Origin of the sequence: Enterococcus sp. 12F9_DIV0723 (assembly GCF_002174375.1) — a bacterium.
In the GTDB taxonomy this organism is placed as follows: Bacteria; Bacillota; Bacilli; order Lactobacillales; family Enterococcaceae; genus Enterococcus_A; species Enterococcus_A gilvus.
On record NZ_NIBK01000001.1, the window covers coordinates 2079080 to 2104579 of the forward strand.

General features: G+C 41.9%; 31 protein-coding genes. 11 read left to right on the forward strand and 20 right to left on the reverse strand.

What is annotated here, in order from left to right:
• Positions 1–13: 13 nt before the first annotated feature.
• The 6 genes from A5868_RS09835 to A5868_RS09860 all read right to left on the reverse strand — a co-directional run bounded on the left by A5868_RS09835 (position 14) and on the right by A5868_RS09860 (position 5893).
• Positions 14–1108: a DgaE family pyridoxal phosphate-dependent ammonia lyase gene (locus tag A5868_RS09835; RefSeq protein ID WP_086303607.1), complete on the reverse strand. Its 1095-nt coding sequence runs from the start codon at positions 1106–1108 to the stop codon at positions 14–16.
• On the reverse strand, positions 1098–2204 hold the full coding sequence (locus A5868_RS09840) for an amidohydrolase/deacetylase family metallohydrolase (RefSeq protein WP_086303606.1): 1107 nt from the start codon (positions 2202–2204) through the stop codon (positions 1098–1100). The genes A5868_RS09835 and A5868_RS09840 overlap by 11 nt, the downstream gene beginning before the upstream one ends.
• A gap of 9 nt (positions 2205–2213) precedes the next feature.
• Positions 2214–3302 (reverse strand): DUF871 domain-containing protein, encoded by a 1089-nt coding sequence (locus A5868_RS09845; protein WP_086303605.1) that lies wholly within the window; start codon positions 3300–3302, stop codon positions 2214–2216.
• Entirely contained in the window at positions 3299–3562 is a 264-nt protein-coding gene (locus tag A5868_RS09850; RefSeq protein WP_086303604.1) for a hypothetical protein, read from the reverse strand. The genes A5868_RS09845 and A5868_RS09850 overlap by 4 nt, the downstream gene beginning before the upstream one ends.
• Positions 3563–3627: 65 nt before the next feature.
• On the reverse strand, positions 3628–4977 hold the full coding sequence (locus A5868_RS09855; RefSeq protein ID WP_010780449.1) for a PTS sugar transporter subunit IIC: 1350 nt from the start codon (positions 4975–4977) through the stop codon (positions 3628–3630).
• A gap of 214 nt (positions 4978–5191) precedes the next feature.
• On the reverse strand, positions 5192–5893 hold the full coding sequence (locus A5868_RS09860) for a GntR family transcriptional regulator (protein ID WP_086303603.1): 702 nt from the start codon (positions 5891–5893) through the stop codon (positions 5192–5194).
• Positions 5894–6073: 180 nt separating this feature from the next.
• Here A5868_RS09860 and A5868_RS09865 point away from each other — a divergent pair, with 180 nt between their 5' ends.
• Positions 6074–6676 carry a DUF1349 domain-containing protein gene (locus A5868_RS09865; RefSeq protein ID WP_010780447.1) on the forward strand — a complete coding sequence of 201 codons (603 nt, stop codon included), beginning with the start codon at positions 6074–6076 and terminating at the stop codon, positions 6674–6676.
• A gap of 91 nt (positions 6677–6767) precedes the next feature.
• Here A5868_RS09865 and rplS read toward each other — a convergent pair whose 3' ends face one another.
• The 6 genes from rplS to rpsP all read right to left on the reverse strand — a co-directional run bounded on the left by rplS (position 6768) and on the right by rpsP (position 10104).
• Positions 6768–7115 (reverse strand): 50S ribosomal protein L19, encoded by a 348-nt coding sequence (gene rplS / locus A5868_RS09870; RefSeq protein ID WP_010740291.1) that lies wholly within the window; start codon positions 7113–7115, stop codon positions 6768–6770.
• A gap of 270 nt (positions 7116–7385) precedes the next feature.
• Positions 7386–8120, reverse strand: a complete 735-nt coding sequence (gene trmD / locus A5868_RS09875; RefSeq protein WP_086303602.1) for a tRNA (guanosine(37)-N1)-methyltransferase TrmD — start codon at positions 8118–8120, stop codon at positions 7386–7388.
• On the reverse strand, positions 8110–8634 hold the full coding sequence (gene rimM / locus A5868_RS09880) for a ribosome maturation factor RimM (RefSeq protein ID WP_086303601.1): 525 nt from the start codon (positions 8632–8634) through the stop codon (positions 8110–8112). The genes trmD and rimM overlap by 11 nt, the downstream gene beginning before the upstream one ends.
• 23 nt (positions 8635–8657) lie before the next feature.
• A complete protein-coding gene (locus A5868_RS09885; protein WP_254908289.1) occupies positions 8658–9494 on the reverse strand; it encodes a membrane lipoprotein lipid attachment site-containing protein in 837 nt (278 codons plus the stop codon).
• 76 nt (positions 9495–9570) lie between these two features.
• The gene (locus A5868_RS09890; protein WP_086303600.1) at positions 9571–9816 is read right to left on the reverse strand and encodes a KH domain-containing protein; all 246 of its coding nucleotides are present in this window, start codon (positions 9814–9816) and stop codon (positions 9571–9573) included.
• Positions 9817–9828: 12 nt separating this feature from the next.
• Entirely contained in the window at positions 9829–10104 is a 276-nt protein-coding gene (gene rpsP, locus A5868_RS09895) for a 30S ribosomal protein S16 (RefSeq protein WP_010740297.1), read from the reverse strand.
• Positions 10105–10295: 191 nt separating this feature from the next.
• Here rpsP and A5868_RS09900 point away from each other — a divergent pair, with 191 nt between their 5' ends.
• Together A5868_RS09900 and A5868_RS09905 are read left to right on the forward strand one after the other, a co-directional pair.
• Complete coding sequence (locus tag A5868_RS09900) at positions 10296–10850, forward strand: NADPH-dependent FMN reductase (protein ID WP_010780396.1); 555 nt, start codon at positions 10296–10298, stop codon at positions 10848–10850.
• Between the two features lie 120 nt (positions 10851–10970).
• Entirely contained in the window at positions 10971–11618 is a 648-nt protein-coding gene (locus A5868_RS09905; RefSeq protein ID WP_086303599.1) for a GNAT family N-acetyltransferase, read from the forward strand.
• A 104-nt stretch (positions 11619–11722) separates the two neighbouring features.
• Here A5868_RS09905 and A5868_RS09910 read toward each other — a convergent pair whose 3' ends face one another.
• Together A5868_RS09910 and A5868_RS09915 are read right to left on the reverse strand one after the other, a co-directional pair.
• Positions 11723–12235 (reverse strand): dihydrofolate reductase family protein, encoded by a 513-nt coding sequence (locus tag A5868_RS09910; protein ID WP_086303598.1) that lies wholly within the window; start codon positions 12233–12235, stop codon positions 11723–11725.
• Between the two features lie 52 nt (positions 12236–12287).
• A complete protein-coding gene (locus A5868_RS09915) occupies positions 12288–12857 on the reverse strand; it encodes a DNA-3-methyladenine glycosylase I (protein WP_010780393.1) in 570 nt (189 codons plus the stop codon).
• 143 nt (positions 12858–13000) lie between these two features.
• Here A5868_RS09915 and A5868_RS09920 point away from each other — a divergent pair, with 143 nt between their 5' ends.
• From A5868_RS09920 to A5868_RS09935, 4 genes are read left to right on the forward strand one after another with little or no spacing between them, the layout of a single operon-like run.
• The gene (locus A5868_RS09920; protein ID WP_086303597.1) at positions 13001–13387 is read left to right on the forward strand and encodes a GntR family transcriptional regulator; all 387 of its coding nucleotides are present in this window, start codon (positions 13001–13003) and stop codon (positions 13385–13387) included.
• Positions 13384–14268, forward strand: coding sequence for an ATP-binding cassette domain-containing protein (locus A5868_RS09925; protein WP_086303596.1), 885 nt, complete (start codon positions 13384–13386; stop codon positions 14266–14268). The genes A5868_RS09920 and A5868_RS09925 overlap by 4 nt, the downstream gene beginning before the upstream one ends.
• Entirely contained in the window at positions 14265–15455 is a 1191-nt protein-coding gene (locus tag A5868_RS09930) for an ABC transporter permease (RefSeq protein ID WP_086303595.1), read from the forward strand. Before A5868_RS09925 ends, A5868_RS09930 begins: the two co-directional genes overlap by 4 nt.
• Positions 15452–16057 carry a VanZ family protein gene (locus A5868_RS09935; protein WP_176281289.1) on the forward strand — a complete coding sequence of 202 codons (606 nt, stop codon included), beginning with the start codon at positions 15452–15454 and terminating at the stop codon, positions 16055–16057. The genes A5868_RS09930 and A5868_RS09935 overlap by 4 nt, the downstream gene beginning before the upstream one ends.
• A 42-nt stretch (positions 16058–16099) precedes the next feature.
• Here the strand turns inward: A5868_RS09935 and ffh are convergent, their stop codons facing one another.
• The 3 genes from ffh to A5868_RS09950 form a co-directional block, all read right to left on the reverse strand.
• A complete protein-coding gene (gene ffh, locus A5868_RS09940) occupies positions 16100–17515 on the reverse strand; it encodes a signal recognition particle protein (protein ID WP_010780388.1) in 1416 nt (471 codons plus the stop codon).
• 129 nt (positions 17516–17644) lie between these two features.
• Positions 17645–17983: a putative DNA-binding protein gene (locus A5868_RS09945; protein ID WP_010780387.1), complete on the reverse strand. Its 339-nt coding sequence runs from the start codon at positions 17981–17983 to the stop codon at positions 17645–17647.
• Positions 17983–18444: a DUF523 domain-containing protein gene (locus A5868_RS09950; protein WP_086303594.1), complete on the reverse strand. Its 462-nt coding sequence runs from the start codon at positions 18442–18444 to the stop codon at positions 17983–17985. Before A5868_RS09950 ends, A5868_RS09945 begins: the two co-directional genes overlap by 1 nt.
• 122 nt (positions 18445–18566) lie before the next feature.
• On the opposite strand from A5868_RS09950, the gene A5868_RS09955 reads away from it, so the two are divergent.
• Together A5868_RS09955 and A5868_RS09960 are read left to right on the forward strand one after the other, a co-directional pair.
• On the forward strand, positions 18567–19262 hold the full coding sequence (locus A5868_RS09955; protein WP_086303593.1) for a response regulator transcription factor: 696 nt from the start codon (positions 18567–18569) through the stop codon (positions 19260–19262).
• Complete coding sequence (locus A5868_RS09960) at positions 19259–20995, forward strand: sensor histidine kinase (protein WP_010780384.1); 1737 nt, start codon at positions 19259–19261, stop codon at positions 20993–20995. The genes A5868_RS09955 and A5868_RS09960 overlap by 4 nt, the downstream gene beginning before the upstream one ends.
• 150 nt (positions 20996–21145) lie before the next feature.
• Here A5868_RS09960 and A5868_RS09965 read toward each other — a convergent pair whose 3' ends face one another.
• Entirely contained in the window at positions 21146–22018 is an 873-nt protein-coding gene (locus A5868_RS09965; protein ID WP_086303592.1) for a phosphate ABC transporter substrate-binding protein PstS family protein, read from the reverse strand.
• A 244-nt stretch (positions 22019–22262) separates the two neighbouring features.
• Between A5868_RS09965 and A5868_RS09970 the strand changes: the two genes are divergently transcribed.
• Complete coding sequence (locus A5868_RS09970) at positions 22263–22463, forward strand: hypothetical protein (RefSeq protein ID WP_010780382.1); 201 nt, start codon at positions 22263–22265, stop codon at positions 22461–22463.
• A gap of 39 nt (positions 22464–22502) precedes the next feature.
• Here A5868_RS09970 and A5868_RS09975 read toward each other — a convergent pair whose 3' ends face one another.
• Entirely contained in the window at positions 22503–23669 is a 1167-nt protein-coding gene (locus A5868_RS09975; RefSeq protein ID WP_086303591.1) for a pyridoxal phosphate-dependent aminotransferase, read from the reverse strand.
• A 337-nt stretch (positions 23670–24006) separates the two neighbouring features.
• Here A5868_RS09975 and A5868_RS09980 point away from each other — a divergent pair, with 337 nt between their 5' ends.
• Positions 24007–24390, forward strand: a complete 384-nt coding sequence (locus A5868_RS09980; protein ID WP_086303590.1) for a hypothetical protein — start codon at positions 24007–24009, stop codon at positions 24388–24390.
• 36 nt (positions 24391–24426) lie between these two features.
• Here A5868_RS09980 and A5868_RS09985 read toward each other — a convergent pair whose 3' ends face one another.
• The gene (locus tag A5868_RS09985) at positions 24427–25338 is read right to left on the reverse strand and encodes a helix-turn-helix domain-containing protein (RefSeq protein WP_086303589.1); all 912 of its coding nucleotides are present in this window, start codon (positions 25336–25338) and stop codon (positions 24427–24429) included.
• Positions 25339–25500: the final 162 nt, after the last annotated feature.

Consider the following 25500-nt stretch of genomic DNA (forward strand, 5'->3'; position numbering starts at 1 on the left):
TCCTGATCCCCTCTTATTCCATGATATCGTGCAAACGCGCCACAATTTTATTCATTTCTTCTTCGTTCACCGAGCGAATATCAAATTCAATGATGCCATTGTTGGCTTGATATTCTCTCGTGTAGACCGCTGGTGATTCCTTTTTCAACGCTGCGATTACATCCTTCGCTGAATGCTCTCCCGATACGTGAACACTTGCTCGATAAATATCTCGTCCGGCACTATCTTGAACGACCGTGGCGGTTAGATGATTGATTTGATTGATTGCTTTCGTAAATGGTTCTAATCGTGCCTGCATTGATTTACCCGATTCGCTGCCGTTTGTTAAATAGTCTTCGATCGCCTGCGTAAAACCAAGGATATTGTCCTTGCCGATCTTCATCGCTCTGCCGATTCCCTTCCCCTGAAGGCGAACCCATTCAATCGGTGCTTTTTTTCCGATCACTAAGCCGGCACTCGGTCCTTCGATCGCTTTTGCCCCAGAATAAATAACTAGGTCAGCACCTGCTTTATAATAGAAGAATAAATCTTCCTCAGCAGCCGCATCCACGATCAATGGCACGTGATTTCTCTTCGCAACTTCCGCCGCCTCTTCCACACTCATCATACTTTTTTGAACCGTGTGATGGCTTTTTATATAGAGAATAGCCGCGGTGTTTTCGCTGATCATCATTTCCAGATGCTCGGCTGAACACATGTTGGCATAACCAGCTTCGACAACTTTTCCGCCGCCTTGTTCTACCATGACTTCAACAGGCGTCCCGTAATCCACATTGTGTCCTTTAGGCAAGATGACTTCCCGCTTCGTGATTTTTTTCGTGTAAGGATGGTAGGCATGATAGACCGTTCCTTGACCGATCACTGCCGCAATACTCTGAGCAATTCCCGCTGAAGCAGAAGAAACGATCTGTGCATCCTCCACATCCAAAAGGTTTGCGATATACGCGCCGGTTTTTTCGCTTAGATCCGCCATTTCAAAAAAATGCTCGCCGCCAAACCGTTGAGCAGCCATTACGGACTCAGATACCTTTGAAACGCCTAAAATCGTCATGCGCCCAGAAGCATTGATGACTTCTTTTAATCCAAGTTTGTCGAAATTAATTGTCATAGACCTGACCTCCAATGATCGTTTCCATAGGAAGAATCTCCTGACTCGCCTTACGCGTGTTTCCATTGGAATCGATCAGTTCTTTTTCTGAATGTTTGATCGTAAAGATCGTCATATCTGCATCATAGCCCACAACTAATTTCCCTTTAGTAGTTAAATGGAAATTTTCAGCAGGTCTTTCTGTCACTTGCGTAAGGATCTCTTCCCAAGAATACCCTACCACGAAAAGTTTTTCCATCGTCGTTGCTAAATCGTAAACCGGCCCATTCTCCCTATTTCGCACATAAATATCTGAACTAATAGACGTGCTCTTCATTCCTTCACGCAACGCTTGTTTCGCCACGTCAAAATTAAAGCTGTCTGTCCCATGACCTATATCAAAAACAATGCCTTTCGTATATGCATCCCATACAAAATCCTTGATTTGCTGTTTCTCTCGATCAAAAATACCATTTTCTTTTCCATTAAAGCAGTGGGTCAGCACATCACCTTTTTCCATCAGATCCAGAATTTCGGACAATTCAGGTGGTGCGGAACCGACATGTACCATCAGCGGCAACTCGCCGTATTCATGTTGAAATTGCTTTGCTAACCGAAGAGGCTCGATGCCGCTTGAACCAATCACCGTTTTACTCATGCGAGCTTTTAACCCAACGATAAATTCGGGGAATTTTTCTATCGCTGTCCTTACTGCATCCCGTTGGACTTTCGTTAAGTCGGCTAATTCATCCTGCTCAACGATCCCCCATTTCGAGATATTCAGCAATGCATAAACATTGGTTTTAGATTTTTTTGCTAACTCGTAAAAGTCACCAATGTTTTCAGCACCTGTCGTTCCAGCGTCGATCACTGTCGTTACACCTCGTTTGACGCCAACTTCGTCTGGATAATCATAATACAGTGTCATTTTTTCGTAGCAATGAACATGATCATCGATCCATCCGGCAGAAATATATTGATCGTCTGTCAAAACAATTTCTTTGCGGGTCTCTTGATCAATTTTTTCTGTTACTGTGACTATTTTGCCATCAGAAATACCAATTTCCATTTTCTTTCCGTCAATCGTTTTGCCATTCCGTACAACTAAATCCAACATTTCGCGTTCCTACTTTTCTGTAAATTTGAATTTTGACCAAGGATGAATAAACGGTAATAAGAGTTGCTCATCTGCAACAATCTGTCCGACTTTATTTTTGCGTGAATCTTTATGGGCGCTTAGCACCACTTGCAGCTCATTCTTGTATTTGCCAAAGTCATCGTTTCCGATCACGATGTCTCCCGGTTGAAATTCAATCTCATTGTCATGGGGAGCATTTGCTTCTTGACCGTATTTTTTACGAACGAATGTTGAGCGAACCATTTGATCCGTAATATCCCCACGACGGTAATGTTGTTCATTTAATACGATCTGCTTTTCTACATCATTGATTCCTGCAACAAATTCGACAGAAAATTCTGTTTGGTAACGATCGACGTCGCCCATTGCCTTCAACTCTTCTTCTGAGGCATAGGCATTTCCGATGATCACATCATCAATCAATTTTGTCGCAAATAAGTGTTTTGTCGCAGCTTCCACTGGTAAATGGCGGTGCATCTCTAGAGTCGGCAACCCATCATTGATGTCCCATGGGCCGATCGTTCCTACTTGTGAAGTCACAAAAGCTGCCGTTCGTATACCCTTAGCTTTGAAACGCTCACTGCATTTTACAAAGAAATCAAAAGGCAGTGCGGTTCCTTCTTGAGGGTAAAAATTATGGCACCCATACAAATAAGGCGTATTGGCTTCATAGGTCAGAATGTTATCTAAGTAGGCCACATCATTACTCATATTCAATTCGATGGCTACACCAAAGGGATTGTACGTGAGCATCGCCTCTTTGTTTCCATCAAATCCCAAGTCTAGACGAATCCCGTCTGCTCCTAATTCATGGAAGAAACTCATGTCATCATAAGAGATTCCTAGTTCTTCAAAAATATTCGGTGCAACATCTAAGATCGTTTCATAGCCTAAGTCCTTCGCAAAGAAAATTAGTTCTTTAAATTTCTTTTTTACGACCTCTTTGCCTTCAGTGACTTCCAGCATACTCATAAAAATACGACCAAAGCCATACTTATGGGCCAATTCAATGTACGCTTTATCCTGGTTGATATCACTATGATCCGGATAAACCGAAATTCCTAATACACGTTTCATACACTTTTTCCTCTTTCCATCTCATCGATTTTTGACCGGTATTTGTACGCAATCAATGACGCTGTACAAACAGTGACTGTCATTACTAAGAAAGACGCAATATTCAGCGCTACACCTAGCACTACAGCAAACAGGATAGTTGCCAATGAACCAAGTAAAATGTAGCGAAGTTTCATCTGTTCAAGTTTTGCTGGTAGTTTTCCCTTTTCCAGATAAATATGACTCGCTAGAAAAAGAAGGATCAAATAAATAAAGTTCATAGTATCACCGAAGAGGATAGTCCTTTGACCATCCTCTCTCCTTTCTACGATAGAATAATTCTTTTCTAATTCGAAGTTGCACCTTGTAAGTTTGCAGCTTTTTCTTTTTTCGCTTTCTCTTCAGCTTCCAATTCTGCCGCTTCACGTGCCAATTGCTGCTTTTCAAACACTTTGAAGAACGGATAATAGATAGCCATGGAGATCAGGAAGTTTACAATAACCAGAATTGCTGCGGCAATACTCCAATCCGTACTCATCCAAGCGGCGATCGGTGCTGGAATGGTGAAGCCATAACGAGCAACCATCATTGGAATCACCCCTGAAATGGTTAAGAAATAAGAAAGGGTTGTTGTCACTAACGGTGCTACGATAAATGGAATTCCCAATAACGGGTTCATGACGATCGGCGCCCCAAAAATCATCGGTTCATTAATATTGAATAAGCCTGGCAAGAAAGATAGACGTCCTAAACTCTTTAAGTATTTCGATTTTGAGAACATAAAGAATACGACTAATGCCAAGGTCGTCCCCGCGCCACCAATCCAGATAAACCATTGTAAGAATTGTTCCGTAAAGATATTTGGCATTGCAGTTGCACTTGCACCATCCGCAAAAGCTTCCATATTTTCAGCAATCGATAATTCCCAGAATGGACGAATAACCGGTCCCATGATCGCTGGTCCATGAATCCCTAACACCCAGAAGAAACAAATCAAGAATACAGTCAACAAACCACCAAACAAACTATTCCCAGCTAACACATCTTTAAACGGCATTAATAAATTACTCAAGAACCCATTGATATCAAATCCGATCATGTGTCGAATCACCCAAAATAGAACTAAGATCGCGCCCCCAGGAATCAATGCCATAAATGAGTTCGTTACCTCTGGCGGAACCCCATCCGGCATTTTGATCGTGATGTTCTTTTCGATAAAAATACGATAGATTTCAACAGAAATGAGTGCTGTCACAATTGCCCCAAACAATGAAGCCGCGCCAAGATTGGCAATGTTCAAGTACCGTCCTGCATCAATGACACCCTCCACATTGTCAAATACTCGAATCGGCGGAGCCGCTGTTACGAGAAAAGCCATCACAGACAAGATGCCCGCTGTCAGAGAATCGACCTTATAGCTCTTCGCCAATTGAGATGCGATCCCAAATGTTGCATAAAGTGCCAAAATACCTACTGTATAACGAAAAGGAATATCTAAAATTGCTAAATACGGTTCAATCATTGCAGCAACTGAAGGAATTGGAAAGTTTAAAAAGATCGTGAAGAATGATCCGACGATCGTCAACGGCATCGTTGCGACGATTCCTTTCCTGATCGCCATCATGTGTCGCTGCGTTCCAATCTTGTTCGCAAAGGGCATCAATTTCTGTTCAATCGAATTTACTAATCTGTCCATTTTTTAACCTCCGTTTATAACGTTATAATGTTTACAAACGAATAGTACCATATCCAGTTTTTGCTGTAAACGCTTTTCCAGTTTATTTTTTATTTTATTTCTATAAATATTGAATGAATATAACTAAAACAACCGCGCTTAACCCTTCATTTTAACAAGAATATTCGCGATTTTAATCCGATTAAAAAAACTGTGATGAACAATCATCACAGTTTTATGTCTCGTATTCAATTTGGTATGCATGATCAGAGGTATTATAAAGCCCCTCTGAATACTCAATCACTTTTCCATTGTAATCGTAGGATTTTCGAATTCTTTTCAACGCAAGCTGTTCCTCTGTTTGAAGAAGCGTCTGCTCTTCTGGCGTCAAGGCAATCGCCACAAAATCATCCATAAACCGTTCAATATCCAACTCATTTTGATAGAGGATTCTATACAGTGATTCCTGCTCGAGCGCTTCTTTAGTAACCCTTTTCAATCCCGTAGGCAAATAATGCGTAAAATAAATGTACGGTTTCCCATCTAGCGAATACATCCGTTGAAAGCAAATCGCCTCTGAGCCGAAATACTTAAACGCGTTGTCCTTATCCGTCAACGCTACTTTCTTTACATCCAAAATCACCTTTTTGACTGCTAAGTTCGAATTTTCCAAAATCTGAGTAAAGCTGATCGCTTTCGATAATTTATTATAAGGGCGCTCACTCAAAACAGTCGTCCCTTTTCCGCTTTTCTTCTCTACATATTCATCTGCTGCCAGTAGCTCAATCGCTTTTCTCACGGTGATCTTACTTACATTAAAAAGCTGCTCCAGCTCCGTTTCGGTCGGCAGCATCGTTCCAACTGGATACCTTCCAGAAAAAATATCCTCTTTTATTTTCTCCGCAACTTCTAAATAGAGTACACGTGTTTTCTTCATACATTCCACCCTTCCCAATAACCGTTCTCCATTTACTTAGAATAGCATTTAGCGGATTGTTTGCAAAGTTTTGTCTCGATGTGGTTGATTTCTCTTACTTTGCATAAACTTTTTCTTAGCGAATCGTGTCGATTTTTGCTACCCTTTTAATAAGACAACTGTCAGGAGGGCTTCGATTTGATGGATTTAAAAAATTTTAACTGGACGCGTTTCCCAGAAAGCTTCACCTTGTTAACAGAGGGGATTGAGGTCGTCACAAAGCCTCACACAGACCTTTGGCAAAATACCTATTATCATTTTCAAAACGACAATGCCCCTGTTTTCCAAATGGAAACCGAAGAAAAATACTTCAGTTTTATTGTAAAAACAGAGTTTTCAGAAAGTCATCATCGCTTTGATCAATGTGGGATCGTTCTGTATTTAGACAGCGAAAATTGGTTAAAGGGCTCTATCGAATATGAGAACGACTCCTATCAGCATTTAGGAAGCGTCGTGACGAATAACGGGTATTCCGATTGGGCGACAACAGAAATAGAGGCCTCTATCCATTCCATGTGGTACCGATTGAGCCGACGAGAAGATGATTATCGCATTGAATGCTCTGTGGATGGGGAAAACTTTCAGCAGATGCGTATCTGCCATCTGATCAATGGAAATGGTAAAGTGCGCTTTGGCATCTATGCTTGCTCCCCCGAAGACTCTTCATTTAAAGCGGTTTTTACAAAAATGCAGCTAACAGACTGTCAATGGCCTGCTCATGAGGGGCAACAGCCAGATAAATAGCTAAAAAGAGAGCGGTCCTATAGAATTAGGCCGCTCTTTTGGTATAAAAAAAACCCTTGATTTCTCAAGGGTTCGAAAGACATCTTTCGAATTAACGACGGATTTCTTTGATACGAGCTGCTTTTCCGTGTAATGCACGTAGGTAGTAAAGTTTTGCACGACGCACTTTACCGTAACGAACAACTTCGATTTTCGCAACACGTGGTGTGTGTAGTGGGTACGTACGTTCCACACCAACACCGTTAGAGATTTTACGTACAGTGTAAGTTTCGCTGATGCCAGCTCCACGACGTTTGATTACAACGCCTTCGAATAACTGGATACGTTCGCGAGTTCCTTCGACAACTTTCGCGTGAACACGAACAGTGTCCCCAGGACGGAATGCTGGGATATCCGTACGTAATTGTTCTTGAGTTAGTTCTTGAATCAATGGATTCATATTTATCATTCTCCTTATTCCAAACATTCTTAGGACAGAAGCCCCAGCGGAACATCGTATAATAGATGAGTTTTACACTCACCTGAATATTCTAACAGAGGAAGTTCTATCTGTAAAGACAAAATTCTTGTCAGAGGAACTTTAATTTTGAGCAGTATACATGGCTAAATGATTCGACGGCATAGAAACAAGGAACTTCCCGCGCTTCTCATTCTTAGTGCTTTAGGTCAAAAAAGGAAGCCTCTTATTTCTAAAAGGCTTCCCCAGAAATTATTCTTCTTGTTTAATTTCTGCTAAAAATGTTTCCATTTCTGGTGTCAGAGTTACTTTTTCCAGCATATCTGGTCGGCGCAAATACGTCCGTCGTAAAGACTCCTTCAATTGCCATTCCTCGATCAAACGATGGTTGCCATTCATCAGAACCTCTGGCACGCCCATCCCCTCAAATTCCGCGGGACGTGTGTATTGCGGATGCTCCAATAGTCCAGTCGAATGCGAATCTGTTTTTGCAGATGTTTGATTCCCTAAAACATCCGGCAAGAGGCGTACCGTGGCATCGATCATGACCATTGCCCCAAGTTCACCGCCAGTCAGAACATAATCTCCTAGTGAAACTTCATCTGTCACCAGTGACCGAATCCGTTCATCATAGCCTTCATAGTGTCCACAAATAAACACGAGCTGCTCTTCCTGAGAAAATTCCTCTGCCATTTTTTGATTGAAGGGTTTTCCCGCTGGATCAAGTAAAATCACGCGTTTCTTTTTATTTCCTGACTCTTCCTCGATCGCTTTTAGATTCTCGTAAATCGGTTGGACTTTCAAAAGCATTCCTGCTCCGCCGCCATAAGGATAATCATCCACTTGTTTGTGTTTATTATCTGAGTATTGGCGAAAATCATGAACATTGATCTCTAATAACTCTTTTTCAACAGCTTTCCCAATGATTGATTCACCTAAAGGTTCTTCGATCATTTTTGGAAAAAGTGTTAAGACATCAATTCGCATCGTCCAACAACCCTTCTGGGATCTCGACATGCACGACACCTTCAGTGAGATCAATGTCTTTTACCACGGATTCAATGTAGGGAATCAACGCATCTTTTTGGCCTTTGCGTTTGACTACCCAGACGTCGTTTGCGCCAGGAGATAAAATCTCGGTGATTTTACCAATTTCATTCTCTTCATCATCTACGACCGTCAATCCGATGATCTCATGATAATAATATTCGTGTTCGTTGAGTGCCCCTAGCTGTTTCTCAGAGATTTTTAGAATACCGTCACGAAAAGCTTCGACATCATTGATATTTGGGTACCCTTCAAAGCTCAATAAATCAAAATTCTTGTGTCTGCGATAGCTGGCGATCGTCAGGGTCAGAACATCTTGGTCGTCGCGGAACAAGTAAAGCGTTTCTCCGACTTGATACCGTTCTTCCGTAAAGTCTGTCGTAGAAATGACCCGGACTTCTCCGCGGATGCCATGTGTATTGACGATTTTTCCAACTTTATAATAATTAGTCACGTAGTTTCCTCTTTCTGTTTTATCTATTTTGCCATTGATACAGCCATTTTCAAACTAGTCATTGCATCACCGTTCATGATCGTATAGACAGTCTGGTTATTCTGCCAAACGACTGTATTTGTTTGAAACTCTCCGGGTGATACTCTTAAGGTGATTTGCCCTGCGTCATGAGGAACCGGTAAGAATGCTCCTTCTAAATAGTCCACTGTTTGTTTTGCCAATGGAACAGGATCTTCTTGTTCCAAATTATTTCCGCGTACAGTCAGGCTCCAGTTGCCTTCCTTCCAGCCTAAATAGACAGAACCAGCACCGGCACTTTGGTATCCTGTGATGTTATGACCGAGATCGACTTGCTGTCCGTTCGGGTCATAGGTCTGACCAACTTCATTTTGTGCCGTTTCTTTTGAATCAAACGTATGGCGTTGGAATTGTGCGATGGGCGTTTGTCCACTTAAAGCGGGATCATTAAAAGGCGTCTCCTCAGCAACGGCATAATACGTCACCTTCAAAGTCCCTTGCTCCTCAGAAGCCATAATACCGACGGGCTTTCCTCCACTAAAAGAAGCAGGATCAGGAAAACGATCGTTAGGATAATTGGCCTTCAATTCATCTAGTGCAGACATGGCATGATCGCTGTGAGACGAATCCGTTTTTGTTGAACTAGCTTGTGTCTTTGTCGTTGAATTGGCCGACGACTGATTACTCGTACTTGAGCTGCTTGCCGTCGAATGTGATGTGCTGCTTTTTGTAGTTGCTGTGGCAGTCGATTTCGTGGTGCTATCGTTTGAATCATTATTTCCTGAATTACAGGCTGCTAAAACAAATAGCGCGCTAAACAAGAACAAAAATTTTTTCATCATGAAACACCTCCACCCTAATTTTACCGTACTTTTAACAAAAAAACACTCGAATCAAACCGACTCGAGTGTTCTAACTTTATTTACCATCCACGATGTTGAGACGAACTTTTTTCGGGCCATTCGTCCGAACGCTGTACACGATCGTGCGGATCGCTTTGGCTACTCGGCCTTGTTTTCCGATGATTCTGCCAATGTCCTCAGGTGCAACTGTTAAGTTGTACTCCAAGAAATCTTTAGACTCCTCGATCTCTAACTTCACTTCATCAGGTTTTGTCACCAAAGGGTGAACAATGGTCAACACAAGGTTCGTTAAATCTTGCATGATTGACCCTCCTTACTTCTTAGCGAATTTAGCGTCGTGGTGTTTTTGCATGATGCCTTCTTTAGAAAGAATGTTACGAACTGTATCAGAAGGTTGTGCACCTTTTTGTAACCAGTTTAAAACATCTTCTTCTTTTAATACGACTTCTGCTGGGTTTTTCAAAGGATTGTAAGTACCCACAGTTTCGATAAAACGTCCATCACGAGGAGAACGAGAATCAGCAACAACGATACGGTAGAAAGGTTTCTTTTTAGAACCCATACGTTTCAAGCGAATTTTAACTGCCATTGTATAACTACACCTCCATATAATTAATCACAAGATGTAGTCTAACACGCTTTTGAGTAGCTGTAAAGAGTTTTTTCTTTACAGTCTAATTTTTCTTTCAAAGCATATCTTTTGCACCTTTTACTTATTTTTTGTAAGATAGATTCATACGATAACAAACGTAATGCTATATCGAATGAGGAGGAATTATCATGACAAAAAAAATTGGTATTTTAGTCGGCAGCCTGCGTAAAGATTCTTACAACAAAATGGTTGCGAAAAAATTTGCAGAATTATTACCTGAAGGGTTTGAATCAACCTTCATTAAGATCGATGACCTGCCTTTCTACAATGAAGATCTTGAAGTTGAAGGGGCTGTTCCTGAAGCCTGGGATCGTTTCCGTAAAGAGGTTGGCGAAGTCGATGGATTATTCTTTGTCACACCTGAATACAACCGTTCAGTTCCAGCAGCATTGAAAAATGCGCTAGATGTTGGCTCTCGTCCAATGGGCAGCAGTGTTTGGGGCGGCAAGCCTGGTCTAGTAGTAACAGTATCTCCTGGCGGCCCTGGTGGATTCGGTGCAAACCATGCCTTACGTCAATCATTAGTTTTCTTGGATGTTCCAACGTTGCAGCAACCTGAAGCCTACATTGGCGGCATTATGAACTTAGTAGATAACGATGGTCATATCGCTGATGGAACGGTAGAATTCTTCAAGACAATTACAGATAAATACATCGAATTCTTCAACAAGTTGGTTAAATAGAATTCGTAACAACAACGACTACAGCTTTCATTATTGAATGAATGTTGCAGTCGTTTTTTACTCTTTATAGGACGTCTGCCATGCTATACTAAAGTGAGAAAAGAGATTGGAGGAAATGTTTTGACTGTTACTATCCGATTAGAGGAAGAAAAGGATTATCGAATCGTAGAAGAAATCACACGGGAGGCTTTTTGGAACCTATATGTCCCCGGCGCTGAGGAACACTACATTGCTCACATGCTCCGCAAGCACCCGGATTTTATTCCAGAACTGACCTTTGTCATTGAGATAGATGAAAAAATCATTGGCAGCATTTTTTTCAGCAAGGCAAAAGTCGTCGATGAGACTGGTACAAACTATCCGGTGATTTCCTTTGGTCCAGTCAGTATCGCACCTGAGTATCACCGGCAAGGCTATGGTCGTATGCTGATTGAGCACGCCATCGCTGAGGCAAAAAATCTTGGGTATGAGGCAATCGTTATTGCCGGCTTTCCTTACCACTACCACCCCTATGGTTTTGTTGGATCAAAGAAATACAACATTTCTATGCCCGATGGACAGTTTTACACCGGGATCATGGCTCTTCCTTTAAAAGAAGGCGCACTTGATCACGTGCATGGCACCATAATTTTCTCAGAAGGAATGTATCCTGATCCGGATGGCCTAGCAGCCTACGATCAAACATTCCCTGAAAAAGAAAAGCGAGTCCTCCCTCACCAAGCAGCATTTGAAGCTGCTGTAAATGAGCGTGACGAAAAAATCTATTGAGAAATTTTCCGTTAAAAAAAGCCAAAGCGACCTCTTACTATGCAAAAGGATAGTAGAGAATCGTTCGGCTTTTTTCTTGGCGGTAATTGTCTACCGACCATTTCTTATTTCTTTAAGTGCAATTGCGCAAATTGACCAAACTGCTCTGTTTCAATCAGACGCAGTTTTTGCTGATTCGTTTGTGGTAAAAACAACGGAATACCTTCACCAAGTAGAATCGGTACGATTTGAATCCACCATTCATCAATAAGACCTGCTTCGATCACCGGCTGTAACAACGCACCGCCGCCAACGACCCAAACGGTTTTATCTGCTGGGAGATTTTGGATAAAGGCTACTGGATCTTCATCAACTACCTGCATGTTATCGTCCACGCTGATTTTTGAATGACTAAAAATATAATTCTCTTTCTCCGGGTAAATGGTTTCCATTTCAGCATCGCGCTTTACCACGTCATAGGTTCGGCGGCCCATCATCGTATAGTCCACCGTTTGATAGAAGGAATCATAGGGAATGTGTTCCCCGCCTTCTTGGTGATACAACCATTCGAGTCTATCTTCCTTATCTGCTAGGTAGCCATCTAAACTGATCGCTCCGTAAAATACTGCTCTTGCCACGACTGCACCTCTTCTCTTTTGTCTCCTCATTGTACCAATCAGCGTCGCGTAGTTACACTTTCTTGCTTAGCTCCTGATAGCGGAAACAAGCCGTTTCATGGTCATTAACGATTCCCACTGCTTGCAAAAAGGCATAGATCGTCGTACTTCCGACGAATTTGAACCCTCTTTTTTTCAAGTCCTTTGCGATCGTATCGGACAATTCGGTTTTAGCAGGTATTTCTGACACCGCGCTGATTTTATTATCAACGACTTGGTGATCGACGAAGCCCCATAAATAATCAGAAAAGCTGAGACCTTCTGCCTGCATCTCCAACACTTTCTGTGCATTGATGATCGCCGCTTCTATTTTCCGACGATTGCGGATGATTCCTGCATCTTGCATCAGTGATGCCACTTTCTCTTCATCATAACGTGCTACTTTTTCAATATCGAACTGGTCATAGGCTTGATCAAAATTTTCCATTTTGTTCAAAATCGTTTGCCAACTCAACCCTGCTTGATTCATGTCTAAAATCAACTTGCGAAAAAGGCGCTGATCCTCATATTCTGGTACACCCCACACTGTGTCATGATACACCTGCATATTTTCATTATTTCCAGACCATTGACATCGATACATCGTCCTCACTCCTACTTTTTATTTCAACACGAACATACGCTCCCCTTCAGTATAGCAGAAACTCAAAAAAAGTCATTGCTTATTATTAGTGTACTATGTATACTAGTACACACGAAGACACCCTACATGAAAGTGGTGATAAAATGGTGCGTATTGATAAAAATAGCAGCCGCGCTTACTATGAGCAGCTGGTTTTAGGGATCAAGGAAGATATTTTACACGGAATCTTACAGCCCGGAGACAAAATTCCTTCTGTTCGAGAAATGGCGAAGCAGCTATTGATGAATCCAAATACCATTAGTAAAGCCTATAAAGTCTTAGAAAATGAACGCGTCCTTGTCACGGTCAAAGGCAAAGGGACATTTGTTCGTGCCATCGAAGAAAGTCCCCGTGATGAGCTTCGTGTCCAAGAGCTGAAGCAGACACTGAATGAACTCATCATCGAAGCCCATCATTTACAGATCTCGCAAGAAGAGTTAATACACTGGGTCAAAGAATCAGAAGAAAGCTTAGGAGGTTCGTCATCTTGATAATCGAGAATATAAATAAAGACATGGATCAGCGTGTGGTTTTAAAAAATATTACGCTTGAATTAGCTAAACATGAAATCGTAGGACTTGTTGGTCGCAACGGCTCTGGAAAGACGACCCTTTTACGTGTGATGGCTGGGCACTATCTTCCAGATGCCGGCGATATTACCATTGACCAGCGCTCCATTTTTGAATATCCAGAAATGAAGCAAGAACTTTTTTTCATTGATGAAAAAGAAAATTTCCTACGTACGTATTCTCTTAGAAAAATTTCAGCCTTTTATCAATTAGCATATCCGAACTTTGATACAGCATTATTTACAGAGCTGGTGAACAAGCACACCTTTGTCTTATCCAAAAACTATCGGCAGCTTTCTAAAGGGCAGCAAGCCTTGTATCAGATCATTTTAGCCGTAAGTTCAAACGCACACTATTTATTACTAGATGAACCCTTTGATGGATTGGATATTATTGTAAAAAAAGAAATCATCGGTTTGCTGATGGAACATTTAAGTGAGCATTCCCGCACCGCGTTGATTTCTTCTCATAATTTATTAGAGTTGGAAAGCTTGATCGATCGTGTCCTCCTTTTAAAAGAGCATTCGATCATTAAAGATTATCGTTTAGAAGATATGCGGCAAAAAGCCAAGAAGCTTCAGCTAGTGTTCAGAACAAAAAAAGTTCCTTCTATAGTAAAGGAGCATTCTAAGCTGATCGATTTTCAAGGACGCGTCGTCACTGTCGTCTTTGAGGACTTTTCAATAGAACTTGAAGAGGCAATCAAGGAACAGGACCCTCTTGTATACGAGGAGCTGCCTTTGACCTTGGAAGATCTTTTCGAAGCAAATTTAAAACCACGTAGAAAGGGGCTATTGAAATGATTCGTTCTATTTTTGCGGAGCGCTATAAAAAAGTATTGCTTGCTGCGTGTTTGCTAGTGATCGGTGTTGGCGTTTTTAACGTAGTGATTGAAAACAATCAGTGGAAAAGTGTCTACAATGATCCCCACGGAAAAGAAAATTTTGAGAAGCATCGTCATGAGATCACCTATTGGGACGATGAGAAGGAGGACAACGTTCCTTTTTCTTCTTATAAGGAATATCAAAATGCGCAACTGATTTTTTATCGGTCGTATGAATCGTACCCGAAAATAGTCACCGCTTCCGACTATTCTAAGGCCGTTCCTTATCAATCAAACTTTGCCACCTATTTCAATAGCGCTCTGTTGCTGATCGTTCCATTGATGGGCTTCTTGCTTTTCTTTGTCGATCAAAAAACCGGCTTCAACCAATTTCTTTTTTCATTAGGAACGTCCCGCAAGGACTTATTCCGAAAAAAAATACAGTTTGTTGCCGCGCCTTTTCTGCTAGCCACACTGGTTGGTCAGTTTCTATACGCGCTACTGATCCATACATTGATTCCAGCGCCTTATATGAATGCCACGCTGGGACAATTATTTACATCCGTCCTTAGCAATTTTTCTTTACTATTCTTTTTGTTTTGTGCGAGTGCCTTTATCGGCTCAATGGTGGGGAATGCGTTTTTCGGGCCATTGACATTTGTTGTCTTTCTATTTTTAAGAAGCTGGTTGCCAAATGCCATTTACTCTTTTGGTGACATCCTAACACTTTGGCGGGGCACCTTTGACGATCCGCTTCCAAGAACTCTTTTTGTCGATTCTGTTGGAAAAACTGGCGGTGATCTGTTGGTAAATCTGATGATGATCGCTCTTGGATTTCTTTTGCTGCTTTGGGCTTATCGAAAATATCAGACCTTATCTTTGGAAAACGACAATGCTTACTTGCTTCACAAGGAATCTCGCTGGCCGATTTGGGCAATAATGACACTATTTACCTCTTTCATTCTTAGTCTCAATGTCTTTAATCCCTGGATCATCTATTTGAACAATCGAATCAATCATATTGAAAATTCAATCATGCTTCCAATCACGTCAAACATCCTAGTCTTTCTTATCGTCGGCTGTATTTGTGCATTGGTCGTCTTTTTCCAAGAAGTGACGAGTCGTTCAGTGAAGACTCTTGAAAAAGTCGCTCATCGAAAGGGGTGAGTGACTTGGCTATTCTATTTCCTATGTATCAAATTGCCTGTGTCTTCCTTCCCTGTCTGATCTATCAATATTTTGTTTTGAGGCGGAAACAGGAAAGTATTCTACTAACATCTATGATTTGGCGTTGGACATTTATCTTCTATCTCTATTTAGTCGTATCCGTTACAGGCATCGGTACACTCGAAGATCTCCTTAGCTACCCGGAAGTGATCCGACCAGAAGAAATAAACGTCCTTCTTTTCTCATCTGGATTCGGCATACAGAACATCTTGAATATTATCATGTTCATGCCTTTTGGGTTTTTAGTGCCTCTAATTTGGAAACAGTCTCGTAAGCTATCGGGCACTGTTCTTTTAGGTTTTGAGTTTTCGTTGTTGATCGAGTTTCTTCAATTGTTTAATCGACGAGCAACTGATATTGATGATTTATTAATGAATACGCTAGGAGCTTTGCTGGGCTTCCTACTCTGGAAAATTTACCAGCTTCTGGTCAAAAAAATGCCGAAGGAAATCCATTCGTTCCCACGACAAGAACCATTGATCTATGTACTTCTTAGTCTTGCTGGCGTATTCTTCCTTTATCATTGGCGTTTCTTCTTATAAAAATAGCGTCTGCCTCATTTTTTGAGACAGACGCTATTTTTATTATTTACGTTTTTTCTTTTTCTTTTTGTTTTTCTTGACCATGCGATTCATCGCCATTTTACCCATTTTGCCTTTGATCCCGGAGCCGAACATTTGATCCATTCCGGCTGGCATACTGCCTTTACTCATTTGCTGCATCATTTTCCGCGATTCTTTAAATTGCTTGATCATCCGGTTGACTTCCACAACGGAGTTTCCTGAACCGGCAGCGATTCTGCGGCGGCGGCTTGGGTTCAACAAATCAGGATTTTCTCGTTCAGCAAGGGTCATTGAATACACCATTGCCTTTTTACGCTCTACATCCTTCGGGTCTACTTTGATGTTTTCGATACCGGGCATTTGACTCATGCCGGGGATCATCTTCAACAAGTCTTCAATAGGTCCCATACCCATTACTTGATCCAATTGTTCAATAAAATCATTGAAGTCGAAGGTATTTTCCTTCATCTTCCGAGCCAATTCTTCGGCTTTTTTCTCATCGTAATCTTGTTGGGCCTTCTCGATCAGAGTCAGCATGTCCCCCATACCCAAGATTCGACTAGACATCCGATCTGGATGGAAGACTTCTAGATCCGTCAGCTTTTCACCAGACCCGATAAATTTGATCGGTGCGCCTGTGACTGCACGAATCGATAGCGCCGCACCACCACGAGTATCGCCGTCCAACTTCGTAATAACGACCCCGGTGATTCCTAATTGTTCGTTGAAGCTTTGAGCCACATTGACCGCATCTTGTCCGGTCATGGCATCGACAACTAAAAGAATTTCATTCGGCTGCGCGATTTCTTTGATTTGTTTTAATTCGTCCATCAGTGCTTCATCAATATGCAGACGACCGGCCGTATCGATCAACACATAATCGTTTTTGTTTTCACGGGCTTGTTCCATCCCTTGGCGTACGATCTCGACAGGGCTCACATCCGTCCCCATATCAAAGACTGGAACATTTAATTGTTGACCCAATACTTTTAATTGGTCGATCGCGGCTGGACGATAAATATCTCCTGCGATCATCAACGGACGCGCTTTTTCATTTTTGATCAGTTGATTGGCTAGTTTTCCGGCAAAGGTCGTTTTCCCTGCCCCTTGCAGACCCGCCATCATGATCACAGTTGGGATCTTCGGTGATTTTTCAATACCAACGGCTTCTGATCCTAAAGTCTTCGTTAATTCTTCGTCTACGATTTTGACGATTTGCTGCGCGGGCGATAAGCTGTCTAATACTTCCGCTCCTAACGCACGCGTCCGCACTTCTTTCGTAAACTGCTTCACTACTTGCAAGTTAACGTCGGCTTCTAATAACGCCAAACGAATCTCACGCATCATTTCGGTTACGTCAGCTTCTGTGATTTTTCCTTTTTTACGTAGTTTTCCCATCGCAGCTTGCAAGCGCTGCGTTAAACTTTCAAATGCCATTAATGATTTTCCTTTCTCCTCTTAAAATACACATTTCCCTCAAGAAATTTCTTGTCTGCGTCTTCTGCTCATCTTTTTATTCGGATAACTCATTCGATCAGTGCTCCAACCTAAAAACGAGAGGCACTTCTATTCATCTAAATCTTGCAAGCCTGTGATTGCTTCGGCTAAAAACTCATCCTTTGGATAATGCTCCGTCACATACACTTCCAATTTGTCTAACTGCTCTTCTCTGACGATATAATCAGAAAACAAATGCAATTTACGCTCGTAATCTTCCAAGATTTTTTCTGTTCTTTTGATATTATCATAAACCGCCTGTCGACTCACCTGATATTCCTCGGCGATCTCACCTAGTGAAAAATCGTCGGCGTAATACAATTCCATATAATTCATCTGCTTTTCAGTCAAAAGCGTCGCGTAGAATTCAAATAACGCGTTCATGCGATTCGTTTTTTCGATCTCCATTACGTCATCCTCATTTCTTGCCAATTTTCTTCAGAATAAACGGGTAATCCTTGTTGGATAAAATACGCTGTTGCCACACCGACACCCTCGATCCGATTGCCGGAAAAACTGCCATCGTAGATCAAACGACTGCCGCAAGAAGGACTTCTTTCTTTTAGCACCAATGCCGTGATTTGCAACTTCTTTAGTTCTTCAAAAGCGGTGATGGCTCCTTGCTTAAAGGCTTCCGTCAGATCGGTCCCCTCAGTATCGTAAACTTCCGCCTGCCCTTTCCACACAGCAAAGCCATCGCCGCCTTGTATCTCAGCCGGACAACGGGGTGTGGGCAAACCACCTAGAACTTCTGGACAAATCAGGACTGCTTGCCCTTTTTCAACAAAGTTTTTTAACGCCGTGATCTCATTCGATCCGCCGTCATAACGACAAGCTACGCCGCCTAAACAAGCGCTTATACCTAACATCATTGATTCTCCCATCAAATTAATAGATAATAGGTGACAAAACTGCCTTCCCATTATACCATTTATTCAGGTGTGGAAATAGTCTTTCACAAATGAAAAGTTTTTAAAAAAAGGAGACACTTATGAAACGTGTACTAGTCGTAGACGATGAACCTTCAATCGTAAAGTTATTGAACTTCAATCTGGAAAAAGAAGGCTATGGGGTAACCACCGCTGAGGATGGAAAAGACGGTTATGAGCTGGCCTTGAATGAAAAATTTGATTTTATTATTTTGGACGTGATGCTCCCCTCAATGGATGGGTTGGAAATCGCCAAAAAATTACGGCAGGAAAAGATCGATACCCCCATTTTGATGCTGACTGCCAAAGATGACGCCATTGATCGAATTCTTGGATTAGAGATCGGCGCAGATGATTATTTGACCAAACCCTTTTCTCCACGTGAAGTATTGGCTCGCATGAAGGCGATCTTTCGCCGCGTCGAACCGCGTCAAGAAAAGGAGGAACACGAATTTTTGACCGCTGGTGAAATCAAGGCCGATCTTTCAAATTATCAAGTCACTGTACGAGGTACGAAAATCGAATTGACGCCTAAGGAATTCGAACTGCTGGTCTATTTCATGAAGCGCAAGGAGCGGGTCATTGACCGTGATACACTGTTGGACAGAATTTGGCAATATGATTTTTCTGGTCAAAGCCGAATCGTCGATGTCCATGTGTCGCATCTGCGAGAAAAAATCGAGGTCGATCCGAAGCATCCTCAATACTTGCAAACGGTTCGTGGGTTCGGGTACAAGTTCCAGGTGCCAGTCCAATGAAGCGGAAATACCTTGACTATTTTGTCCCGCTAGTCCTTCTGTGCCTGCTCTTTTTCGGCAGTTGGAAATTAGCCAATCATTTTTACACCAAGGAATTGCTAGAGCAGCAGGAAGAATTTCTGACGAGCAATGGTGAATTGATCATCCATCGGTTGGATTTGAATCAGCTGGATTCTGAGACAAATCGGGCAGCCATTGAAACGTTCTCTAAGGAAGCCCACGATCGAATTACTTTACTGGACGCGCAAGGAAAAATCCTTTTTGACAGTACGGAGCCTACACTTTCAGGGAGCCGTGAGAATCGTCCAGAGGTAAAAATTGTTTTAAACAGCAACGCTGTCGGTTCTTCCGTTCGTTACAGTACGACGTTAAAAACAGAATTGCTTTATACTGCACAGCCCATTCGTTCAGAAGATCAAACCGTCGGAATCCTACGGGTCGCAAAACGAACCTCCGCTTTTCAACCGAAAACACGTAATTTTCAGCGTACGATTTTTATTATCTTGCTTTTATTTTATGTTTTTATTTATTTGATCATTTGCTACCTGATCTATCAACGCAACCGTCCGATCGAAACGGTGCTGCCTGTTTTGCAGCGTATGCTGAAGGAGCCTGAAAAGAGCAACTACGTGATGCAGAATTCGACACAATGGCAAGAACTTTATGTGACGGTCAATCAGATCAGTGAACAATTGAATGAAACCTATGCCGCTTACACTTCTACAGAGGAGCAATTTTCTACCCTCTTCCATGAATTGACGATCGGTGTCTTTATTATTGATATGGACGGCCGTTTTGTCATGGTGAATCCGGCGATGGAAGAATTATTGCAGATTGGCGGTGCTGCCCACCATTATTATTGGCAAGTCATTGAAGACAATCGCTTTATCCAATTGATCCAACAGGTGTTGGTGGATAAAAACCAGGTACATCAAGAAATTTCCGCAAAGCTGCCTACCTCGATGAACTTGGATATCCGCTTGCGCTACATTGAAAATGAGATCAAAGGCGATCAAATCATGGGAACCGTCTACGATTTGACTCATGTTCGACGTTTGGAAAAAATTCAACGCGATTTTGTCGGAAATGTTTCTCATGAGTTGAAAACACCTGTAACTTCTTTATTAGGTTTTACGGAAACATTATTGGATGGGGCGAAGGACGACCCTGAATTAACCGAAGAATTTTTAACGATCATGCAAAATGATGCGAAACGTTTGCAGCGATTGATCCAAGACATTATTGAATTATCTAAGGACAGCGAAGACTTGTCAGAGGATCGCCAAACGATCGAGCTTCATTATTTCTTACAACAGCAAATTGGGTTGTATCAGCATCTTTTGAAGAACAAACAGATCACCGTAACGATTGACGGCGCGGAGAATTGCTTCTACCAGACACGTTTGACCTTCTTCCAACCGATCATCAAAAATCTGTTAGAAAATGCGGTGCAGTATTCACCAGAAAATAGTGACATCACGCTAAGCTATCGTCTAGCAGATGAGTTGGTCCTAACGGTCACTGACCACGGCATCGGCATGTCAAAAGACGATCAAAAACGTATTTTCGAACGCTTTTATAGGGTAGATAAGGCGCGCGCTAGAAACTCTGGCGGCACTGGATTAGGATTAGCCATCGTCAAAGAGTACAGCGAGATCCTTGGTGGCACAGTCGCCGTAGAAAGCCACCCGAAACTTGGCTCGACCTTCACGATTACGCTTCCTAATAAGTAACACGTGAAAAGAATTATTGCTGCTCACTTTACAAATGAAAAGCGAAACGCCCATTTACTTTCAATAAAGAAAGTAAATGGGCGTTTTTCTTTTTATAGCAACTATTTAGGGGAAGGGGTACTGCTTGCTCTCTCACTCTTAGAAAGAGAATTATTTGACTGTGCCGTCTGAAGTACGTTCTACCTTCATTGAAGTAATTGGCAGGTAGCCTAATTCTTTGACTGGACCTGATTGAACCTCATCGCTAGTCATGTATTTCAAGAAATCTGCTAATGCTTTTTCAGGTTTTCCTTTTGTATACATGTGTTCGTAAGACCAGATTGGCCATTTGTTCGTGGTGATGTTTTTCTCATTCGCTGTGACACCGTCTAATTCTAACGCTTGTAAGCTGTCATCTACATATGATAAGGCAAGATAACTGATTGAACCGGGTGTTTGCGCCACGATTTTTTTCACCGTTCCCGATGAATCCTGTTCTTGTGATTGAATCGGTTCTTTTCCGTCTAAGCCCCATTTTTCAAAAGTGGCACGAGTACCACTGCCTGATGCACGGTTCACTACTTGGATGGTTTCATCTTTTCCGCCAAGTTCGTTCCAATTTTTTATTTTTCCTGTGAAGATATCGATCAATTGTTGCTTCGTCACGTTTTTCACGCCTACATCTTTGTTAACGACTGGCACAAAACCAACGACCGCTACTTTGTGGTCGACAAGTTTGCTTGCATCGACACCGTCTTTTTCTTCAGCGAACACGTCTGAATTTCCGATTTCTACTGAGCCGCTTTCAACTTGGCTCAATCCAGTCCCGCTGCCGCCGCCTTGAACAGAAATTTGAACATTGGGGTGATTTTGAGTATAGCTTTCTTGAGCCGCGTCAACTAACGGTTGTAATGCCGTCGAGCCCACCGCGGTAATTTTCGCTGTCTCCTCTTTTGTTGAACCAGAATCCTTCGTTGCATTGCTGGTTCCACACCCAGCTAATAGAATTCCTGAAAAAGCCAATGCCAAAATAATTTTTTTCATCCTGTACACTCCTTATAATAGATACTGCATTCCTTTTTAAGAAACCGACCGGTTTGACTGCGTCGTATTCCTTATCTTTAGTACATGATTACTTTACCAATGGAACGTAAATATCTTGTTGAAGAGATGTAAATGATCCGTAAAGAACTGTAAATATTAGGTAAAGACAAAATAACTTACTTTATATTAGCTTTGGTGTACAATAACTTTGCAATGAAAATTACACATGAGAGAAGCAAAAACAATGTTAGTGATTACTTATGAAATGAACGATGCAAAAAAAGAAAAAACCTATGCCAGTGCCAATGATTTTGTGGCTGCTCAATTAAAAGAAGTGCCTGATCTTCCTGACTATTATCATGTTGTGGAAGCAACAGTCGATGGAAAAGAAATCAGCTTGGAAGACAAAACGATCAGCGGATTATTCAATTACTTGAACAAATAAAAAGAACGATCAAATCTTTTTCAGATTTGATCGTTCTTTTTATTTTTCGATATAGGCAGCTAAGCGATTCATGGCCTCCACCAAGGTTTCCATTGAAGCGGCATAACTGATTCGGACATAGCCCTCGCCCTCTGGTCCAAAAGCAATCCCTGGAATGATCGCAAGTTGATTTTTTTCTGCTAGTTCTACGCAAAACGCCATGGAATCCTGTTGCTGTCCCGCAGGAATCTTGGCAAAGATATAGAAGGCACCCGAAGGACGAGCGACCTCAAAGCCTAATTTCGTCATAGCTTGATAAACAAAATCACGGCGTTCACGGTACTCTTCTCTCATCACTTCAGCATCTGAGATCCCTTGAACTAGGGCTCGGACGGCTGCTTTTTGCGAGATCGTCGAAGCGGCCGTAACTAAATATTGATGAACTTTGATGATCTGCTCAACCAGCTCTGCCGGAGCGAAGATAAAGCCAATTCTCCAGCCAGTCATGGCGTGTGATTTTGAAAGACCATTGATCAAAATCGTTTGGTCCCGCAAGTATTTCCCAAATGAAACGTGTGCTGCTTCGTAATTCAATTCACTATAGATTTCATCACTGATGACAAAAATCGGATATTTTTTCAATGTTTCGCTCAGTGCAGATACTTCTGCTTCATTGTACGCAACCCCCGTAGGATTGGATGGTGACGTAATGATGATGGCCTTGACTTTGTCGCCGTGCTCCTCCATCGCCCGATCGATCTGCTCCGGTGTGAGAACAAATCCGGTTTCCCGCGTGTCAATATAGACAGGTTCTGCCCCTGCTAATAGAATCAGCGGCTCGTAGCCAGGGTAAGTGGGTGCAGGCAGCAATACTTTGTCGCCGGCTTCTAAAATCGACAGCAGACTAGCAGATAATGCTTCTGTCGCTCCCACCGTTACTAGAACTTCTGTTGTTGGTTCGTAATGAACCGCATATTTTTCAGACATGAAGCGGCTCGCTGCTTCCCGAACATCGATCAACCCGGACATCCCGGTATAATGACTGAAATTGTCTTTAATCGCTTGCTGCCCTGCTTCTTTTACATGCTCAGGGGTGTTGAAATCCGGTTCTCCCAGTGTGAGCTTCAGCATATTCGGAATTCCCGACACTTTCTCATCAAATTGACGAATCAAAGAGACGGCAATTTCATACACATTTTTGTTAAATCGATCTTGCAATTTATTCATATAACCCCTCCATTTCTAATCATATTATCACAATCACTCAGATAGTAAAGAAAAAATATTTCTTCACTCTTTTCCCGTACTGCCAAAGGGGAAGCTCTTTTCAACTCTAATCGTTTGTTCTATTTGCGGTCTGGATACGGGAGGGATTCTTCATTCCGTCTGCGAAGAAAAGGATTCATTTAATAAAGGCGAGAGTTCTCTTCTAAACAGGTAACGGTTTATTGATAGCCACATAAAATAACTTTCATAATTTATGCTAATTTCCGATTCTTCATTGAATTGACCATTTATCAGTCATAAAATAACCATACTAAGAGTTTTATGGAGGCTGGATGTGATGCAAAAGAAACTCGTTATGCGCCTACCCTTTTTGTTTTACCTGATTCCTTACACCCATTTGTCATTGGCTATAGATTATTTATTTGATTCAATCGTAGGAATCTTTTTGTTCTTATTGCTCACAGTAGCGGTCGGCTTTTATGCAAAACTAACACAGCAGCTTATGCTATTGATTTTCGGCAATATCATCAATATTCTATTGAGCTGTGGCTTGATTCTTTTTAAGAGCCCCCTGATCAGCCTTTACCATTCCTCATCGCCCTTCACGACCGCAATCCCGCTGATCGCTCTTTTTTTGATCACGCAATTAACGGGGATCTTCTGGGGTTATATCCTTCAAAAGGAACAATCCGTCTCATTAAGCAAAGAAAAAAGACAATAAAACCTTCGGATCATTAAAAAGATCCGAAGGTTTTTGTTAGTCCTTTACTGATGTTTTTGTCGGTTTGATCCAGATTTCGATTTTTGGTTCATCCGTCACATTTATATATTTTTGAATCAAGAAAGGCTCCATGTCCTCCATCTCGATCCCCTGTTTTTTGAGCCATGTATCAAAGAAATATCGGTTTGCCTTATACAGCGCATCTTCTACTAAATATTTAAAGTTTTCGGCTTCGAAAGCACATACATAATAAGTGCCCGGCTCTATACTAAGTAAATGGAAGGCATCGATCCTGCTACTATCCGATCTGCCGCCCACAAAATACCGAACCTTCCCGGGTGTAGTATCGGAGGTAAAATAATCAATCTCTACGCCCTCTGAAACTAAGTTGGGGATTGATGCCTTTTTCTCGTGAAAGGCATCCCATAATTCGATCAGCGTATTGACACCCACCTGAGTCATCTCTTTCGAATCGACTTGCTTCGATACCCCTGTGTAGTATTCCTGTTCATCGATCTGCCGTTGCGTGATTTCCAATACCATGTCATCCACCATCAGCGGAACATGTTCATCGACCACTGTATAATGAATCGAGAGATCCGGCTTCAAAAAGTCCGTTAGTAACAGTTTATTCTTACGATAGGCTTCAGGTGTTACCCCGTACAGCTCTTTGAAGGCTCGCGTAAATGTCTCGTGACTATTGAACCCATACTCAAGAGCAATATCAGCAATTCGCCTATTCGTTTCCTTTAAGAGCGGTTTTGCCTTTGCGACTCTTCGTGCCTTGATGTATTCATGTACCGTTTTTCCGACTAAGCGGTTAAACAATTTTTGAAAATAATACATCGATAAATAAGACACTTTTGCCAATTCTTCGATCGTTACGTCTTCTTTGATATGGTCTTCAATATGATCCACTGATTTTTGAATAGCTTCCCAAGCGTGCATCTTCATTCCTCCTTGTCATAAAAAGATTTCAAGTACCGGCACATATCCAATGGCTCTCTTCCTATCAAAAAATGACTCAAGATTTAAGTGATCTTGTTTCCATACAAATTAGGAAACCTTGAAGAGACATTCTTATTCAGGTTCCTTGTCATGACCGACCGT

Coding starts and splice junctions, on each gene's coding strand:
- A5868_RS09835 (WP_086303607.1), bottom strand. CDS start 1,108: ATGACAATTAATTTCGACAAACTTGGATTAAAAGAAGTCATCAATGCT.
- A5868_RS09845 (WP_086303605.1), bottom strand. CDS start 3,302: ATGAAACGTGTATTAGGAATTTCGGTTTATCCGGATCATAGTGATATC.
- A5868_RS09955 (WP_086303593.1), top strand. CDS start 18,567: ATGAAACGTGTACTAGTCGTAGACGATGAACCTTCAATCGTAAAGTTA.
- A5868_RS09950 (WP_086303594.1), bottom strand. CDS start 18,444: ATGTTAGGTATAAGCGCTTGTTTAGGCGGCGTAGCTTGTCGTTATGAC.
- A5868_RS09930 (WP_086303595.1), top strand. CDS start 14,265: ATGATTCGTTCTATTTTTGCGGAGCGCTATAAAAAAGTATTGCTTGCT.
- trmD (WP_086303602.1), bottom strand. CDS start 8,120: ATGCGAATTGATGTCTTAACACTTTTTCCAAAAATGATCGAAGAACCT.
- A5868_RS09980 (WP_086303590.1), top strand. CDS start 24,007: ATGCAAAAGAAACTCGTTATGCGCCTACCCTTTTTGTTTTACCTGATT.
- A5868_RS09860 (WP_086303603.1), bottom strand. CDS start 5,893: ATGAAGAAAACACGTGTACTCTATTTAGAAGTTGCGGAGAAAATAAAA.
- rplS (WP_010740291.1), bottom strand. CDS start 7,115: ATGAATCCATTGATTCAAGAACTAACTCAAGAACAATTACGTACGGAT.
- A5868_RS09970 (WP_010780382.1), top strand. CDS start 22,263: ATGTTAGTGATTACTTATGAAATGAACGATGCAAAAAAAGAAAAAACC.
- A5868_RS09915 (WP_010780393.1), bottom strand. CDS start 12,857: ATGTATCGATGTCAATGGTCTGGAAATAATGAAAATATGCAGGTGTAT.
- A5868_RS09975 (WP_086303591.1), bottom strand. CDS start 23,669: ATGAATAAATTGCAAGATCGATTTAACAAAAATGTGTATGAAATTGCC.
- ffh (WP_010780388.1), bottom strand. CDS start 17,515: ATGGCATTTGAAAGTTTAACGCAGCGCTTGCAAGCTGCGATGGGAAAA.
- A5868_RS09890 (WP_086303600.1), bottom strand. CDS start 9,816: ATGCAAGATTTAACGAACCTTGTGTTGACCATTGTTCACCCTTTGGTG.
- A5868_RS09920 (WP_086303597.1), top strand. CDS start 13,001: ATGGTGCGTATTGATAAAAATAGCAGCCGCGCTTACTATGAGCAGCTG.
- A5868_RS09945 (WP_010780387.1), bottom strand. CDS start 17,983: ATGGAGATCGAAAAAACGAATCGCATGAACGCGTTATTTGAATTCTAC.
- A5868_RS09985 (WP_086303589.1), bottom strand. CDS start 25,338: ATGCACGCTTGGGAAGCTATTCAAAAATCAGTGGATCATATTGAAGAC.
- A5868_RS09865 (WP_010780447.1), top strand. CDS start 6,074: ATGGATTTAAAAAATTTTAACTGGACGCGTTTCCCAGAAAGCTTCACC.
- A5868_RS09855 (WP_010780449.1), bottom strand. CDS start 4,977: ATGGACAGATTAGTAAATTCGATTGAACAGAAATTGATGCCCTTTGCG.
- A5868_RS09900 (WP_010780396.1), top strand. CDS start 10,296: ATGACAAAAAAAATTGGTATTTTAGTCGGCAGCCTGCGTAAAGATTCT.
- A5868_RS09840 (WP_086303606.1), bottom strand. CDS start 2,204: ATGTTGGATTTAGTTGTACGGAATGGCAAAACGATTGACGGAAAGAAA.
- A5868_RS09965 (WP_086303592.1), bottom strand. CDS start 22,018: ATGAAAAAAATTATTTTGGCATTGGCTTTTTCAGGAATTCTATTAGCT.
- rpsP (WP_010740297.1), bottom strand. CDS start 10,104: ATGGCAGTTAAAATTCGCTTGAAACGTATGGGTTCTAAAAAGAAACCT.
- A5868_RS09885 (WP_254908289.1), bottom strand. CDS start 9,494: ATGATGAAAAAATTTTTGTTCTTGTTTAGCGCGCTATTTGTTTTAGCA.
- A5868_RS09850 (WP_086303604.1), bottom strand. CDS start 3,562: ATGAACTTTATTTATTTGATCCTTCTTTTTCTAGCGAGTCATATTTAT.
- A5868_RS09960 (WP_010780384.1), top strand. CDS start 19,259: ATGAAGCGGAAATACCTTGACTATTTTGTCCCGCTAGTCCTTCTGTGC.